The sequence below is a fragment of the Halodesulfovibrio sp. genome (assembly GCF_015482765.1).
In the GTDB taxonomy this organism is placed as follows: Bacteria; Desulfobacterota; Desulfovibrionia; order Desulfovibrionales; family Desulfovibrionaceae; genus Halodesulfovibrio.
Genome location: NZ_JADMLB010000021.1, coordinates 1 through 16,443 on the forward strand (window position 1 = coordinate 1; position 16,443 = coordinate 16,443).

14 protein-coding genes are annotated in these 16,443 nt (G+C 45.7%); 3 read left to right on the forward strand and 11 right to left on the reverse strand.

Going from position 1 to position 16,443, the window contains the following annotated elements:
* Positions 1 to 61: 61 nt before the first annotated feature.
* Positions 62 to 889: a purine-nucleoside phosphorylase gene (locus QZY95_RS03510; protein WP_290919398.1), complete on the forward strand. Its 828-nt coding sequence runs from the start codon at positions 62 to 64 to the stop codon at positions 887 to 889.
* Positions 890 to 1,228: 339 nt separating this feature from the next.
* Complete coding sequence (gene typA / locus QZY95_RS03515) at positions 1,229 to 3,076, forward strand: translational GTPase TypA (protein WP_290919400.1); 1,848 nt, start codon at positions 1,229 to 1,231, stop codon at positions 3,074 to 3,076.
* Positions 3,077 to 3,208: 132 nt separating this feature from the next.
* On the opposite strand, the gene QZY95_RS03520 is transcribed toward typA, so the two are convergent.
* Complete coding sequence (locus tag QZY95_RS03520) at positions 3,209 to 4,192, reverse strand: alpha/beta fold hydrolase (RefSeq protein WP_290919402.1); 984 nt, start codon at positions 4,190 to 4,192, stop codon at positions 3,209 to 3,211.
* 99 nt (positions 4,193 to 4,291) lie between these two features.
* Here QZY95_RS03520 and QZY95_RS03525 point away from each other — a divergent pair, with 99 nt between their 5' ends.
* Positions 4,292 to 5,455 (forward strand): NAD(P)/FAD-dependent oxidoreductase, encoded by a 1,164-nt coding sequence (locus QZY95_RS03525; RefSeq protein WP_290919404.1) that lies wholly within the window; start codon positions 4,292 to 4,294, stop codon positions 5,453 to 5,455.
* Positions 5,456 to 5,554: 99 nt separating this feature from the next.
* Here QZY95_RS03525 and cbiB read toward each other — a convergent pair whose 3' ends face one another.
* From cbiB to folP, 10 genes are all read right to left on the reverse strand, one after another.
* A complete protein-coding gene (gene cbiB, locus QZY95_RS03530; RefSeq protein WP_290919406.1) occupies positions 5,555 to 6,493 on the reverse strand; it encodes an adenosylcobinamide-phosphate synthase CbiB in 939 nt (312 codons plus the stop codon).
* A gap of 6 nt (positions 6,494 to 6,499) precedes the next feature.
* Positions 6,500 to 6,958 (reverse strand): tRNA (cytidine(34)-2'-O)-methyltransferase, encoded by a 459-nt coding sequence (locus tag QZY95_RS03535; RefSeq protein ID WP_290919408.1) that lies wholly within the window; start codon positions 6,956 to 6,958, stop codon positions 6,500 to 6,502.
* A 107-nt stretch (positions 6,959 to 7,065) separates the two neighbouring features.
* On the reverse strand, positions 7,066 to 8,319 hold the full coding sequence (locus tag QZY95_RS03540) for an outer membrane protein transport protein (protein WP_290919410.1): 1,254 nt from the start codon (positions 8,317 to 8,319) through the stop codon (positions 7,066 to 7,068).
* A gap of 376 nt (positions 8,320 to 8,695) precedes the next feature.
* Positions 8,696 to 9,049 (reverse strand): hypothetical protein, encoded by a 354-nt coding sequence (locus QZY95_RS03545; protein WP_290919412.1) that lies wholly within the window; start codon positions 9,047 to 9,049, stop codon positions 8,696 to 8,698.
* Positions 9,050 to 9,059: 10 nt separating this feature from the next.
* Entirely contained in the window at positions 9,060 to 11,426 is a 2,367-nt protein-coding gene (gene priA / locus QZY95_RS03550; RefSeq protein ID WP_290919414.1) for a primosomal protein N', read from the reverse strand.
* A gap of 73 nt (positions 11,427 to 11,499) precedes the next feature.
* Positions 11,500 to 12,363: a UTP--glucose-1-phosphate uridylyltransferase GalU gene (galU, locus tag QZY95_RS03555; RefSeq protein WP_290919416.1), complete on the reverse strand. Its 864-nt coding sequence runs from the start codon at positions 12,361 to 12,363 to the stop codon at positions 11,500 to 11,502.
* A 13-nt stretch (positions 12,364 to 12,376) separates the two neighbouring features.
* Complete coding sequence (gene glmM / locus QZY95_RS03560; protein WP_290919418.1) at positions 12,377 to 13,729, reverse strand: phosphoglucosamine mutase; 1,353 nt, start codon at positions 13,727 to 13,729, stop codon at positions 12,377 to 12,379.
* A gap of 176 nt (positions 13,730 to 13,905) precedes the next feature.
* Positions 13,906 to 14,808, reverse strand: a complete 903-nt coding sequence (locus QZY95_RS03565; RefSeq protein WP_290919420.1) for a CdaR family protein — start codon at positions 14,806 to 14,808, stop codon at positions 13,906 to 13,908.
* A 3-nt stretch (positions 14,809 to 14,811) separates the two neighbouring features.
* Positions 14,812 to 15,537 (reverse strand): diadenylate cyclase CdaA, encoded by a 726-nt coding sequence (cdaA, locus tag QZY95_RS03570; RefSeq protein WP_290919422.1) that lies wholly within the window; start codon positions 15,535 to 15,537, stop codon positions 14,812 to 14,814.
* Between the two features lie 47 nt (positions 15,538 to 15,584).
* Positions 15,585 to 16,442, reverse strand: a complete 858-nt coding sequence (folP, locus tag QZY95_RS03575; protein WP_290919424.1) for a dihydropteroate synthase — start codon at positions 16,440 to 16,442, stop codon at positions 15,585 to 15,587.
* Position 16,443: the final 1 nt, after the last annotated feature.

Sequence of the window (16,443 nt, forward strand, 5' to 3'; positions counted from 1 at the left end):
GTTCCGTCAAACCCATTACGGAACATGTTTCCCTACAATCTATCAATAGGTATAGCAGGTTATGCAAAGTTTGAATAAAGTACATAACGCCGTACAGTCAATCAAAGAGCTTGCAAAAAACGATCTTTCTCCAAAAATCGGCATTGCACTCGGCACCGGCCTTGGTGATTTTGTAAACTCAGTTACTGTAACCGAGACTATTTCTTACAACGACATCATTGATTTCCCGCACTCTACTGTAGAATCGCATGCAGGACAGTTTGTTTTCGGCACTCTTGCCGATGTTCCTGTAGTAATTCAACAGGGAAGAAACCATTTGTACGAAGGTTATTCTCCTGCTGAAGTAAGTATGGGGGTTCGCGTGATGGCTGCTTTAGGTATTGAAACCTATATTGCAACCAATGCCGCAGGCTGCCTTGTTCCTCAGTGGGACGCAGGCACTCTTATGGCAATCACCGACCACATCAACTTTACAGGCCGCACACCTCTTTCCGGCAGTAATGTTGACGACTGGGGTCCCCGCTTCCCCGACATGAGTCAGGCGTACGATCCACAGCTTATTTCCTGCGCAATGGAAGAGGCCGCCAAACTCGGTATCCGACTCGAACGCGGAATCTATGCCGGGGTTCATGGCCCGCAAATGGAAACACCTGCTGAAACACGTATGTACAAACGTCTGGGGGCTGATGCTGTAGGCATGTCCACAGTTATGGAAGTCATCGCTGCCCGACATCTCGGCTTACGGGTTCTCGGTGTATCCTGCCTGACCAATAAAAACCTTCCCGATTGCATGGGTGATGTTCCGCTTGAAGAGATTATCCGCACAGCAAACAAAGCAGGTGCAAACCTTTCTGCTCTGCTGCAGGCAATTGTCGCTAAACAGTGCTAACACAAGCAGCTCCCACCCCTTATTGATCCAAGCGTACCGTAAGCACAGGGAACATCTGATTCCTCACCCCTCTTATCGGAACGTTACGCCTTTTCATTAGACTCGTATCTATTGAACAAAAAATCACCGCGGGCTTTTTGCAAAAAAGACCCGCGGTGCTCTGTTTATGGTGTCTTCAACCCTTGGGTATGTTACATTACGAAGAAAACAGTGCGTGAGAGCTTGCCCTTTCCTCCACTTAGGTATATGCCTCCGACACAACGCATAACCGCGAAAGTTTGCTATGCCGCCACAACCAGCAGCAACAATAGAACTTTTGCATTATATAAGGACTTATCTGTGACTCAGACTACTCATAACGATGCAATTCGTAACGTTGCGATTATCGCGCACGTTGACCACGGCAAAACAACTCTTGTTGACGCCATGTTTAAACAGGGCGGCATCTTCCGTGCGAACCAGGAAGTTGATGACCGTGTAATGGACAGCATGGATCTTGAACGCGAACGCGGTATTACCATTGCTGCTAAAAACTGTGCTGTTTCTTGGGGTAAAACCAAGATCAACATCATTGATACTCCGGGTCACGCCGACTTCGGCGGTGAGGTTGAACGCTCTTTGACAATGGCTGACGGCGCTATCCTGCTCGTTGACGCTTCTGAAGGCCCACTTCCTCAGACTCGTTTCGTTCTTAAAAAGACTCTTGAAGCCGGTCTCAAAGTTATTGTTGTTATCAACAAAATTGACCGCCCTGATGCACGCATCAACGAAGTTCTTGATGAAGTATATGACCTCTTCATTGACCTTGAAGCTACAGACGAACAGCTTGAGTTCCCAGTGCTGTATGCTATCGGTCGTGACGGCGTGGCAATGAACTCTCCTGAAGAAGAACAGAAAGACCTCACTCCTCTTTTTGAAACTATTCTTTCAGAAGTTCCCGGCCCGAAATACGATCCTGAACAGCCGTTCCAGATGCTTGTTGCCGACCTCTCCTACTCTGACTACCTCGGTCGTCTCGCAGTAGGCCGTGTATTCCACGGAACAATCCACAGCAACGACCAGCTTGCATGCATTGGTGCTGACAACAACCCGCGCAGCCTTCGCGTTTCCAAAATTCAGACTTACGAAGGTTTGAAACTTGCTGAAGCCAGCGCTGCTTCTCCGGGTGATATTGTAGTAATTTCCGGTATTGAAGATGTAAAAATCGGTGATACCATTTGTACCAAAGAAGACCCGAAAGCACTGACTCGTATTAACGTTGATGAACCAACTGTTTCCATGCGTTTCAGCATCAACTCTTCACCACTTGCAGGAACTGAAGGTAAACACGTTCAGTCCAGTAAAATCCGTGAACGTCTTAACCGCGAAACTATGCTTAACGTAGCTATCCGTGTTGAAGACAGTGAAGAGCGTGACAGCTTTATCGTAAAAGGTCGCGGCGAATTCCAGATGGCTATTCTTGTTGAACAGATGCGCCGTGAAGGTTTCGAACTGACCATTGGTCGTCCTGAAGTAATCTTCAAAGAAGTAGACGGTGTTCTTTCCGAGCCAATGGAAAAACTCTTCATCGACTGCGACGACGTATTCATGGGCGTAGTGACTGAAAAACTTTCTGCACGTAAAGGCCGCATGACCAACCTCGTGAACAACGGTACCGGTCGCGTACGTATGGAATTCACTATTCCTTCCCGCGGTCTCATCGGCTACCGTGACGAGTTCCTCACTGACACCAAAGGAACCGGCATCATGAACTCCCTCTTCGACGGTTACGAAGCATACCGTGGCGAGTTCCCGACCCGTCACACCGGCTCTCTCGTATGTGACCGTTCTGGTCAGTCCGTTGCGTACGCTCTCTTCAACCTTGAGCCACGCGGTGAAATCTTCATCGATGCTGGTCTGCCTGTATACGAAGGCATGGTTATCGGTGAGCACAACCGTGACAACGACCTTGATGTAAACCCATGTAAGGGTAAAAAACTCACCAACGTACGTGCTTCCGGTAAAGACGATGCAGTTGTACTTACTCCTGTTCGTCCTATGACTCTTGAGCGCGCTATCCACTTCATCACTGAAGATGAATGTGTAGAAGTTACCCCTGAGTCCATCCGTCTGCGTAAGAACATTCTTTCCGGACAGGATCGTCACCGCCTTGCAGGCCGTAAAAAGAAAGCAGCTGAGGGCAAATAGCCTCACGACTGCGGGACGATGCACAACACGTCCTAAATAGAAAATAAAAGCACCGCGACAGTACTGCTCAGCAGGATTGTTGCGGTGCTTTTTTATGTCTATTGAGAAATAATCAGTTCTACAAACGACGTATTACACGCCCATGACTTGTCCGATAAATTCTACGGCTCTAATCTCTGACCAATAGTATTCATCATCTGCCAACCTAACAAATCCGATATGCCCGCCCTCGGCTGGCGTTTCAAGGTAAAGGTAGTCACTCCTGTGAGCCTGCCCTGTGGGATAACATGTCGGCCAAAGAAATGGATCATTTCGGGCACTGATAAGCAACGTAGGAATCTTTACTTTATCCAAAAATTGAATACTTGAACTTTCCTTCCAATATTCCAAAGCATCTTTAAAACCGAACCACGGTGCGGTATACACCTCATCAAAATCCCTGAAGGTTTTAAGCTCATGCAAATGTGATATATCTACTTGATCTGGAAACGCTTCATGCTTTTGGGTTATTTTATCTTTTAGCGTCCGCATAAAGTTTTTTAAATAGATAGCGTTGGAAGGTTTATCCATTGCTTTTGCTGCCCCTACAAGATCACAAGGGACGGAGAAAACAACCGCCGCCTGCACTCTGGAATTAACGTTGCTATCAGGATCACCAAGGTATTTCAAAATCTGATTTCCTCCCATGCTGAACCCGACCAGAACGATATCCTGATACCCTCTTAAAGCGCAGTATTGGATTACAGAGTTCAAGTCTTCTGTTGAGCCGCTGTGGTACATATGCAGCGTTCTATTCGGTGCTCCGCTGCATCCTCGAAAATTCCATGCGGCAACATCCCATCCCGCGCGCACTAAGGCTCTAACCATCCCTTTCACGTATGAACGCTTAGAATTCCCTTCAAGGCCGTGAGAAACTATCGCCAGACGCTTTTTCGGGCTACCGGGAGTAACATGATGAAAATCGATATCTAAAAAATCATTATCAGGTGTTGTTATTCGTTGAACAGTACACGCGGGTAGCTCCAACGCTCTGAATAATGCCGGGTACAACGTTTGTGCATGCCCGCCGGGAAGAAAAAAAGGAGCCGGATACAGTGTGTTTTCATAAATAGGCATAGTGCTCACCTCAGAGGATAACGTGACAATTACACCATAACAGTATACGTCCCTTTGGCTTCATGTAAGCAGTAACGACACATATTTTCAGGAGCACGCATGAATCAACATGACGTTATCATTTTAGGCGCAGGGGCATCAGGTCTCTGGGCAGCCCTTACCGCAGCCAAACGCGGTCGCACCGTTCTGGTCGTAGACCATGCTCGTAAAGCCGGACGCAAAATCTTGATTGCTGGTGGTGGCAAATGTAACTTTACCAATATAGACATAAGTCCAGCTAACTACCATTGTAAAAATAGGCACTTTTGTAAATCTGCACTTGCACGCTTTTCACCAAGGCACATGGTTGAATACTTATCTCTTCACGAAATACCGTGGGAAGAGCGGGAGCACAGCCAATTATTCTGCACTCGCAGCGCTGCTGATATTACAGAGGCACTTTATAACGACTGCCTTGAACATAATGTACGCTTTCTTTTTTCCGAACAAATTACAAGTGTACAAAAAAAAGATGACCTTTTTGACGTTCAATTAACAGACAGTACTCACCAAGCACCGTCCGTTATTGTTGCGCTTGGCGGCAGCGCATGGCCACAAGTGGGAGCAACTGATGCCGGATACAAAATTGCACGTACGTTCGGACACAAGATAATTCCGACATTTCCGGCACTGGTTCCACTAATGATGCCATCAAACTGGAAATTGAAAAATCTCTCCGGAATTGCTCTTCCCGTAACAATCAGCAGCAATGGAAAACAATTTACTGAGAACATGCTGTTCACTCACAAAGGCATCAGTGGACCTGTAGTACTACAAATTTCAGCACACTGGAAAAAAGGCGATTCAATCGAGATAGACCTCCTCCCATACGCTTCTATTGAAGAAAGCATTAAAGAAGCAGGCTCAAAGCCTCTTTTAAAAACAATCGTCAATCGCCATTTCCCAGAACGCCTTGCGTCTGCACTCATCCGACAGGAGCTTGGCGAAAAGCAACTGGCACAGCTAAGCAAAAAAGATATGCAGGAAATTCATGCCAGCATCCATGCTTTCAATGTTGTTCCGACGGGCACGGAAGGAATGAAAAAAGCTGAAGCAACAGGCGGCGGAGTTGATACCGCAGATATTTCTTCCAAAACAATGGAAAGCAAACTTTGCAAGGGATTATATTTCACCGGTGAAGTTCTTGATGTGCTCGGCGATCTTGGCGGATTCAATCTGCATTGGGCATGGGCATCCGGCAATGCTGCCGGTGAAGTTGTGTAGCTCTGAACATCGTTGCTATTGTCGTTACAAAAAAGGCTGCCCAACAAGGCAGCCTTTTCTATTAATCATAGTACGTATAAACACTCTAGCTTCGTAGTGCTAGAAGATTAAGCGCAGTAACGAGACAACAAGCCACAATAAACCGCAACCAAAAATTGCTGCAAGGCGAATGTGCTTTATCAACTGCATCAACGAATGGCTATCCCACTCTTCTGTCCCACTGCCGAGCACTGGTTTTTCTTTAACCTTTCCAAAATAAACAGCACTGCCCCCCATTGGTCTACCGTAGAGGTGCGCTGCCATTGCCATCGGCCATCCGGCATTAGGGCTTTCCATTTTGGCAGCATCCTGCACGACACCGTCCCAAACACCGCGCCCGGTACCTAAGCCTGCCAAATTCGCAGTACATTGAAGGAACATTGCTGAAAAACGCGCTGGAAGATACGCCAATAAGTCATCAAATTTTGCACCGGCCCATCCCAACTCTTTCCATTTTTCATTTTTATATCCCCACATTGAATCCATTGTAGAGGTCGCTTTATAAAGCCACAGGCCAACTGGCCCTGACAGCACAAGCCAGAAAAACGGGGCAATAATTCCGTCATTAAAATTTTCAGAGAGTGTTTCTGCAAGTGTTTTGTATAGTTCTTCTTCTGTTGATTCTGAAACATCACGGCTGACGAGCATAGATACCGCCTTTCGGCCTTCTTTAAGAGAACCGGATGCCACAGCATGAACTGCTTTTGTCCCTTCAGAAAGCAAACTCCCAAGAGCCAAGCCGGACCATGCAAAATACAAAGCAAATACCCATCCCACATACGGTATGCCAATACATATGTTCACAACGATGAACACCATCAGCAACAGAATAAAAAGTGAAAGAACACCCCCAAACTTATTGGGAAAGTTTCGACGGGCGGTCTTTTCCAATTTATTCAAAAGACGACCTATCAACTGAACAGGATGCGGTAACGACCTTGGGTCACCAAAAACGACATCGATGACAAACGCAGCCAAAGGAATCCAGAAGAGTTTCATAACTACCTACTTTCCGTTGAGTACTCCAGTTGCAGCAAAGGCCTGATACAGTACAATGCCTACAGCTGTTGAAAGGTTTAAACTGCGCACTTCTCCCCACATAGGAATGCGTACGTGATCAGGATACTTATCCATAAGACTGTCGGGCAGCCCTCTCGTCTCTGGCCCGAAAACGAGAGCGTCATTCACATCGTATTCAACTTCATGAACCGCACCCCCCCGTTTTGAGCTTGCCATCACATGCCTATGATTGTGCCCCACAGCCTCCATATATGCATCCCAGTCTTTCCAGACTGAAACCGAAACATGCGGCCAGTAATCAAGACCGGCACGTTTTAAATACTTATCTTCAAGACTGAACCCTAGCGGCTCAATTAAATGCAGATCAGTTGCAGTTGCTGCACAGAGTCTGGCGATATTGCCAGTGTTAGGTGGAATTTCCGGTTCAAACAATACAACATGCATACTTTATTACCTCGTTATAAAAAAACAAAAAACCGGCTCAGGAATTACCCCGAGCCGGTCATCATTGCAACTATAGATAGCGAACAGTAACTATCTGCTCTCGCAACTTAGAAAGAGTAACCAACAGTTACTGCACCCATGTGGGTTACGCCATTCTGAGATTTACCAGGAGTTACGCCAGATTCCAAACTTGCTGCGTTATCATAATTAACACTTTCCGCGATGATATACGTGTATGCAAGGTCAATAGTCCAGTCATCAATTCTGTAACCTACACCTGCACCGATAAGATGACGATCCGCAGCTGGGATCATGTAATCAACATATTTGGCATTTTCTGGAGCTTCATCGTATGCGTAGCTACCACGTACGGTCCAGCTTTCATTGATATCGTACTCAGCGCCAATGCTGAAACGCCACACGTCATTCCAGTCCTTTGGTTGTTGTTTATCAATATCACCAAGTGGAGTGCCAGAGATTGCAAGATCAAAATTTCTGTAAGTAGACCAACGAGTATGTACAGCGGCAACCTCAATACTAAGTTCTTTGATTGGGTAGTAGGTAACACCAAAGCTGATCATATCTGGAAGAACAATCGCTGTTTCGGTATCGTAAGTGCCATTCGGAAAAATAGGACTCGCGCCAGCTTCGGTTACTTTTGTTTCACCATCGGCATCAATTTTTGCCTGACTATGATAGCCTACACCAAAACGCCAATTATCTAATTTGTAGTGAAGGCCTGCAGTCAACGCAATACCATCACCACTACCTGTAAGCTTGGACTTACCGCCTGCAAGACCACCACCTACAGGAAGCTTCTTTTTAATTGCAACATCAACGTATACATACTCAAGACCAACAGCTGCAGATAAACGATCTGTGATCTTATAAGCAATGTTCGGGTTCAAAGAAATCGTTTGGATTTCTGCATTGTAAACGTTGTATGCACCAGGAAATTTGTCTTTATCGTAACCGAAGCCAAGACCAAAACGAGAAAACTCGCCAAAGCCAATAGCCCATTTATCATTAATTTTATGCGTTACGTAAAAATGCGGAATTGGAAAGAGAGCGTCTTTGCTTTTAGTAGTAGTGGTGTCGCCACCAAGGTCGGTAGTAACAACCTCAGCATATGGAGATGCTAAGGAAACACCAAAAGCAATCTGAGTACCCTCGAGCTGAGTGATACCAGCAGGATTGTATGCAACAGCAGAAGGATCGTCAGCACGACCAACAAGAGTACCACCAAGAGCGTTACCACGAGCACTCCATTCATACAGAGCAAAACCCGCAGCAGATGCAGATGTTGCAACCGCTAACAGCAGAACACAGGACGCAACAATAGACAGGAAATGTCGCTTCATTATTTTCCCCTCGAATTCTTAGTTAGCATGTCTTTAAGTGCCTGTTCAGCACTCTGTTCAATCTTTTCAGGTAACTAGAAAAAATGAACAGTGTTTCCCCTTAAGACATGCAAAAGAGCAAGTAACAAGGCCCCTCTGCCGTAACTGCTACTTACCCAAAAATGTAAATTACAGGGTCTATAATAGTAACACTTTCACTTGGCAACGCTTTTTACACTTTTCTACCTAATCAGTATTCTTTAGAGAAAAATATTACTCTGCAATATAGAATGGTTACTTATAAAAAATGTGAATTGAAAAATTTCTTGTATATAAAAAAGGCAGGAACTCATGTTCCTGCCTTTGCAATCAACTATTACTTCAACCTGAAAAAAAGTTAGTGACCTCTGATCACAATCACTTCTTTTCGTAATACACACCACACCGGCCGCTCTTCTTCCGTCAAAATCGGCCGGCCTTTAGGGTTTGCGATGTTGCAGCGACGCTTTTCATTTTGAAAAAAGAACGGACACTGCTCACACTCGTCAACAGCAATTGCAGGTAAGCCTGTATTATTTGCAGCAGGCTCTGTCACCCTCATTGCTTCATCACAAACTGGACACCACTCCGGCCTTCCAGCTTCAGGATCCACATCAACAGGCCGTATTTCCGGAAAACGCCCGCTACAGTTACCGCCATTATCTGAAAGATAAAATGGGCATGCCGCGCAGGCAGGTACAACAAAAATCATAGTTAGCTCCTCACAACATATTCACGGGATCAATATCCAGAGAGAGCCTAAGCTTAGAACCACGAGGAACCGCTTTACGCATTGCATAATATAGCGTTCGAATACTCACCCAGCTGTCTGACTTAAGTGTCCACTGGAAACGCTTTCTTCCTCTCAAAAGAGGTAAAGGAGACGGCGTATGGCCTAACACACGGACATCATGTTCTTTACCAAGGTTCCTTGCCACATCAGTTAACGACTCCACCCATTCCATCCCTCTATTCCATTCCAGTGGAAAACTGGCTCGGATAAGCGCTAGTTTGATGAAAGGTGGATATTTTCGTTTACGTCTTCGCTCAATTTCTTCTGCATAAAATCCATCATAATCTGCACTACCTACAAACTGCCAACAGTAGTGCTCGGGGTCACGCGTCTGAATAAGAACTTTACCGGGTTTCTCACCGCGACCAGAACGTCCCGATGCCTGTACAAGCAGCTGGAATGTTCGCTCCGCAGCCCTGTAGTCAGGCAAATTCAGCCCAAGATCGCCATCTGCTACAATAGCAAGTGTTACATTGGGGAAATGATGCCCTTTGGACAACATCTGCGTTCCAACAAGAACCTGCGCTTCCTGATTTGCAAAAGCATCCAGTATACGCTGCATTTTCCCTGGACGACGAGTAGAATCCTTATCCAGACGTAAAATTTTTGTTTCGGGAGGAAGCAGCTCTACAAGGCTCTCCTCCAACTTCTCTGTTCCTTCCCCCATGGGAAGATAATGAACGCCCTTACATTTAGTACACACTGTCGGGTATGAAATAGAATACCCGCAATAATGGCAGATAAGCCGCTCTCGTCCCTTATGATACGTCAGCCCGACCTCACAATGGGGACACCTTGCAACATGCCCGCAATCAAGGCAGTACATCAGGGGAGAATATCCGCGCCTGTTTAAAAGAATAACAACTTGCTCACCGCGATCTACTGTTTCTCTTATCTGACGCTTACACTCAGGAGCCAGCATTCCGTCAGCGCGTTTCATGTGCTTAATATCCAGCAAAGAAACTTCCGGTAGCTCACCTTCACCAGCACGCTGCTTCATAACCCCCATATTCACAGCCTGCTGTTGCACTGCATAAAAAGTCTTAACATCCGGTGTAGCAGAGCCGAGCAAAAGAAAACCATTGCTCTGCTGCACGCGGTAATAAGCGACTTCTTTTGCCTGATAGACAAGCCCTTCGTCCTGCTTAAAGGAAGTGTCATGCTCTTCATCCAAAACAACCAATCCAAGAGGAGGAGAAGGCAAAAATAATGCAGAGCGTGTACCTACTATTATACACGAAGTTGAACGCTCAGCTAGTGCTCGAAAAGTTTTCTCTCTTTCAACTGGGGATTGATAGCCATTATAAAAAAAACAATCCTGATCCGGAAAGCGATTACGCACTGCATGTTCTAATTTGCAAGCCAAAGCAACTTCAGGCGCAAGCAACATGACAGATTGTCCGGCAGCAAGTGCCTTTGCAGCCAGCTCTAAATAAACAACTGTTTTACCACTTCCGGTAATTCCATAAAGCAGTGCAGAGCGAGGAGAATCAGACTCCATCAGTTCTAAAAAATTATCAAAAACTTCCTGCTGTTCGGGTAAAAGTGTAAAGCCATCACCTGTAGACAGGGAGCATTCAGGATCATCGACTTCGCACTCTTTACAGGTTCCCTCTTCTCGAGGGCCAATGCGCACAAGGTTCCGCTCAGCAAGAGTATTCAATGCTGCGGACACTCGAGATCCTAGATCTTGCAGCAACCTTGCTCGCGATAAAACACCTTTGTCATACAAATATTCTAAGACTTCAAGCTGCCGTTTTGCAGAAGGGCGAACAGACCAAGGCGGATCAACGAGTAAGCTGCACAACTCCTGCTCTTCAGCATCAAAAGAACTATCCAGAATCTCTACTGCCCCTTTCCCCCAAAGCTCGCCCAATGCACATCGCTCTGCCTCAGACATGTTTGCTACATCACGCATGGCAACAGTTCGAGGTTTCCCGCCATTTAATACTCGCAACCGTAACTTTGAAGTACGTAAGCCTGCCGGAAGAAGGCCGCCTAACACTTCTCCCTCTGTAACCATATGACGAAGCGCTAACTGCTTCACCATAGCCAAGTATTGCTGACTTAATAACGGCTCACGCTCAGCAGCCCATAAACATTCTTTAAGCTCTACCCCCTCCTTCACCGCAGACTTATCGTCAAGTGCAACAATAATTCCTGCCCGCAACATTTTTCCTTTCCCCAAAGGCACAATCACACGCTGCCCGCATTTCCATAAAGAAGAATCAAGCCACACTGGTTTGGAGTAGCTTAATGTTGCGTAAGGAGGGCTTAAAAGAGAAATCGAGAGCATCTATATATCCCTGAAAGAAAAAAAGGCGATCACAAAGACCACCTTTTTGCTATTCAACGTACAAACCACATCATTATGGAAGCAGTGGTTTTAAGTGTTTTATTAAATCTTCACGTATGGATTCGTCTTGCAATGCAAAATAAATATTAGCAGTCAAATACTCTGCCCAGTTACCTGCATCAAAGCGCATACCGCGCATTTTTACTGCCAGTAAACCACGCTCCTTGGCAACAGTGCGAAGAGCATCTGTCAACTGAATCTCACCGCCGGCACCAGCTTTGGTTTGTTCAAGGGCAGGAAAAATTTCTGGTGTCAAAATGTAACGCCCAACTATAGCAAGGCGGGACGGAGCATCCTGAATGGCAGGCTTTTCAACAAGATCTGTAACTTGATAGATTCCAGGAGATTTTTCGACACCTGCAACAATACCGTATTGATCAACCTTGTCAGCCTCAACCTCCATTACACCGACAACCGGAAGTCCCTCAGCCACAGCAACCTGAATAAGCTGCTTTAAGCCCGGTTCCATGCCGAACATAAGGTCATCACCCAGCATAACGCCAAAAGCATCTTCATTGATGAGATCTTTTGCACACAACACGGCATGACCAAGTCCTAACTGCTCTTTTTGGCGAATAGAAATAATATTTGCCATTTGAGCAACGTCTTGAACGGTGCGGAGCAATTCGTCCTTACCTGCTCGTTTGAGTAACGCTTCAAGTTGAAGGTTTTTATCAAAATGGTCTTCAATGATCTTTTTTTCACGGTTGGTAACAAAAACAACATCATCAAGACCTGAACGGATTGCTTCTTCTACAATATACTGAACAACAGGTTTATTATAGATAGGAAGCATTTCTTTTGGGATATTCTTGGTAGCAGGAAGAGAACGCGTTCCCCAACCAGCAACAGGGACAACTACTTTACGAATATTCATATCTTATCCAAAATTACACTAAATTTTTCTGAGCAGATGCAGCAAGGTCAGCTGCAAGCCTTTTAACCAGTCCTTCATCTTCGCCTTCTACCATAACTCGACAAAGAGATTCTGTACCAGAGTATCGTAAAAGCACACGGCCTTTATCACCCAACTCCTGCTCTGCATCTTTTATATCGGCTAGAAGTGCGGGACACTCCTCAAAAGGAACTTTGCGCTGGACTTTCACGTTAATCAATTCTTGAGGATACAGCTTCAACAAGCCGGCCAGACTGGACAAAGGCTTATCTTGTTCACGCATAATACGAAGTAATTGCAGTCCGGCAAGGAGACCATCCCCTGTAGTTCCATGGTTGGTAAACACAAGATGACCAGATTGCTCGCCGCCCATAGTTGCACGGGTTCTGCGCATCGCTTCAACAACATGACGATCACCGACAGGAGTCCGCAAAAGCTTACCACCCTGTTCACGCATAAACACTTCCAACGCCATGTTGCTCATAACAGTCGCGACAAGAGTATCGTCTACAAGTGTTCCGGATCCCATCATATCTTTTGCGCAGATAGCCATAATTTGATCGCCGTCAAGTACTGTCCCGTGTTCATCACACACGATAAGTCTATCTGCGTCACCATCTAGAGCAAGGCCGATATCTGCATGCCCTTCCCGAACCTTCTGCGCCATTACTTCTGGATAAAGAGAGCCGCACCCTTTGTTAATATTCACCCCATTAGGGTTTACACCAATGGATACCACTTCTGCGCCAAGCTCTTCTAAAACCAATGGAGCAACTTTATAGTTTGCACCATTGGAGCAATCGAGAACTATCCGCATGCCTTCTAAGCTCAGGTTGGTTGGGAAGCAGTTTTTTAAATATACAATATAGCGCCCAACGGCATCATCAATACGCTTTGCTCTACCTACTTTATCTGGAGTCGGATAATCCCATTCATGCTCAGGATTAAGAACCATTTCTGTAATCGACTCTTCAACGAGGTCATCAAGTTTATACCCTCTTGAATCAAAAAACTTAATTCCGTTGTCATGGTATGGATTGTGTGAAGCGGAAATCACAACCCCCATGGTAGCACGCATATTACGAGTCAAAAACGCAATAGCAGGAGTTGCCATCGGCCCGACTAAATATACATCCATACCTGCCGCGCAAAAACCGGCAGTCAAAGCATTCTCAAATACATATCCGGAAAGGCGAGTATCCTTTCCGATTACAACTCTATTTCGTCCAGTTTCGGTGCGAAAGGTTGTTCCTGCTGCAAGTCCCAAACGCATGGCTACTTCAGGAACCATTGGGTACTGATTGACAGTACCTCGCATACCATCCGTCCCAAACAAACGTCTTCCCATGGAAGCTCCCGTTTTTACTTATTTTATCGTATAGTGATCAGAAGCAGTCTCCACTTGCTGGTAGCGTATTTAAACACAAGTACCATGCGCGCAAACTGCAACAGCTTGAATACATTTACGTAACGTAGATGTGCATTATTTTCAACGAAAGGAAAGAGTGGAAAAAAACAGACAGCCTATTTTGCGGTTACAGTCACAGTTAAAATTTCTGGCTCTGCTTTCACAACTGTAATTTTATCCGGCAATTCCAGGCGGTAAGGAAGTTGGTATTCACCCGGGGTTATATCCCGTGGCAAATCCAAAATAACTCTTACGGTATCAATAAGTGCGCTGTTGTCTTTTAAAGACTCAGGCACAGAAATAGTCAACTTCACGGCGGGTCGGTTTAACGCAATCGACAAGCCTTTTCTTGGAAGAACAACTACATCCCGAACAATTGTCCTTTCTTGAGAAAGAAGCCCTAACATATAGGTAACCTGAACCACAGCAGGAGTTGCTTTGGCTCTTAACGATAAGGCAACGGTGCCGTCTAATGTAACACTCCCCGGCTGACTCACATCAGGAGCAGGCGTTACAGCTTCAACATCACTTAACGCTGCAAGCTCTGACTTAGGCCCCCTTACTGTGACAAATTGAGGGGTAACAGATGCAGATTCAACAAACAAATCTGTCGGAAGCTCCCCAGACCAACGGGGCACTACAGGCAATTCTTTTTCAACAAGCTTGTCTACCTCAAGAGTCAATCGTGAAGGCCGAACCTCAACCAAATCAAAGGCTTTACCAAGCCGGATACCGCCAGCTTGAACCGGCAGAACATTTAATCCGGGACTAACCTTTGACAGATCAAGAACATATGTCAATTTACGATCTGTAATAGTACGAACAAGCCCCTTAGGGCCACGAACACGAATCTCTATTTCAGGCGGTAGTCCGCTCAGCAGCGTTAGGTTTTCAGGCATCCCTTTCAGCTCTACAGACACCTTTTCCCATATTTCCACTTTCTCACGACCTGAGATGACCACCCACAGACAGGAAGCCATTACAAAAGCCAAAAGAAAATGACGCCAACTTACACTCATGAACTACCGCTCCAAAAGATTTCGCAACACACGTTTCAAACGTGTTTTATCAAGATTACTGGTCAACCTTCCGTTAACCGCCACAGTTACATCGCCTCGCTCTTCAGAGACAACAATAGCTATCGCATCGGTACCTTCTGTAATCCCGAGTCCAGCTCTATGACGCGTACCGTACTCAGGTCTGTCCTGTTCACCCACCGCTAAAGGAAGAATACATCCGGCTGCAGCGACCCGACCGTCTCGAATAATCACAGCCCCGTCATGTAAGGGGGCTTTTACCTGAAAAATTGTTACAAGCAGCTCTTTAGACACCTGTGAATCAATAGCAACACCACGCTGGGCAACATCACCAAGCTGTACCTGATTCTCCAGAACAATAAGAGCTCCCACTCTACGCTTAGACATGTTCATGACAGCACCAATAATCTCATCCAGAAAGGAGTCTTCGACTTCTTTCTTTTTGAAAAAACTTCGTGCCCCCATATTAGAAAGTCCGCGCCTTATATCATCCTGAAAAAGAATCACTACAACGAGGAAGAACGATCCTAAGAACTGTTGTAAAATCCAATGCAATGTGTAGAAGCCGAAATATTCGGAAAACGCAAATACAGCTATAAGTAACAACAGACCATAGATAGCAGATACAGCTCTAGTCCCCTTAATTACTATCATCACCTGATAGAACAAAAGAGTGACCAGAACGATATCAATAGCATCACGCCACGTCATGCTTAAATATCCAAATGTATCTATTGAAAACAAGCTCTACACCACCTCTAGCTGCGCAAGGCATCAGCCAACAACAAAGTTTCACGCGTTTTTGCAACGTTGTGCACCCTGTGCACCTCTACCCCGCGATATGCAAGGATAGCAGTTGTCGCCTGCGTACAATTTTCACGCTCTCCACCTGGAGCACCACAAACTTTTTCAAACATAGACTTGTTTGAAATCCCTGCCATTACAGGAAAGCCTAAGCGCTGAAAGCGATCAATATTTTGTAAAATTATCAGATTATGCTCTACAGTTTTACCAAAACCAATTCCCGGATCAATCATAATTCTGGACTCCGGCAGGCCGGCATCCGTTAACGCCTTCAACTTTTTGTCAAAGAACGCCAAAATATCATCAATCACATTTTCATAGGTTGGTGCTACCTGCATATTATCAGGTTTTCCCTGACTGTGCATGAGAACATAACCGGGTTTATACTGCCCGAGCACATCTTTTAATTCCGGCTCAAATTCAAACGCCGAAATATCATTGATGATATGTGCTCCTGCTTCAAGCACTGCGGCTGCTGTTCCAGCTTTATAGGTATCTACTGAAACAGCCCACGGGAGAGTCTCATCTGAACAATCTCCAAGCACACCGGAAACGATTGGCAAGACACGTTCTATTTCTTCTTCTAAAGAAACCGGATCTGCAAACGGACGAGAAGATTCTCCTCCTATGTCAAGAACATGAGCACCTTCTGCGGCCTGCTTACGAGCATGCTCGATACCCGCCGCAGCTGAATTATACTCACCACCGTCATGAAAAGAGTCCGGTGTAACATTTACAATGCCGAAAATACAAAAAGGGGCAGGGCCTATGGACCTGCCCCCTCGTACTTCCCAAGAAAACGGGGTATTCATT

Bases quoted from the DNA above. Each gene is read 5' to 3' on its own strand.
- galU (WP_290919416.1), bottom strand. From the start codon at position 12,363: ATGAATATTCGTAAAGTAGTTGTCCCTGTTGCTGGTTGGGGAACGCGT.
- QZY95_RS03545 (WP_290919412.1), bottom strand. From the start codon at position 9,049: ATGATTTTTGTTGTACCTGCCTGCGCGGCATGCCCATTTTATCTTTCA.
- cbiB (WP_290919406.1), bottom strand. From the start codon at position 6,493: ATGAAACTCTTCTGGATTCCTTTGGCTGCGTTTGTCATCGATGTCGTT.
- QZY95_RS03540 (WP_290919410.1), bottom strand. From the start codon at position 8,319: ATGAAGCGACATTTCCTGTCTATTGTTGCGTCCTGTGTTCTGCTGTTA.
- folP (WP_290919424.1), bottom strand. From the start codon at position 16,442: ATGAATACCCCGTTTTCTTGGGAAGTACGAGGGGGCAGGTCCATAGGC.
- QZY95_RS03565 (WP_290919420.1), bottom strand. From the start codon at position 14,808: ATGAGTGTAAGTTGGCGTCATTTTCTTTTGGCTTTTGTAATGGCTTCC.
- glmM (WP_290919418.1), bottom strand. From the start codon at position 13,729: ATGGGAAGACGTTTGTTTGGGACGGATGGTATGCGAGGTACTGTCAAT.
- priA (WP_290919414.1), bottom strand. From the start codon at position 11,426: ATGCTCTCGATTTCTCTTTTAAGCCCTCCTTACGCAACATTAAGCTAC.
- cdaA (WP_290919422.1), bottom strand. From the start codon at position 15,537: ATGACGTGGCGTGATGCTATTGATATCGTTCTGGTCACTCTTTTGTTC.
- QZY95_RS03510 (WP_290919398.1), top strand. From the start codon at position 62: ATGCAAAGTTTGAATAAAGTACATAACGCCGTACAGTCAATCAAAGAG.
- QZY95_RS03520 (WP_290919402.1), bottom strand. From the start codon at position 4,192: ATGCCTATTTATGAAAACACACTGTATCCGGCTCCTTTTTTTCTTCCC.
- QZY95_RS03535 (WP_290919408.1), bottom strand. From the start codon at position 6,958: ATGCATGTTGTATTGTTTGAACCGGAAATTCCACCTAACACTGGCAAT.
- QZY95_RS03525 (WP_290919404.1), top strand. From the start codon at position 4,292: ATGAATCAACATGACGTTATCATTTTAGGCGCAGGGGCATCAGGTCTC.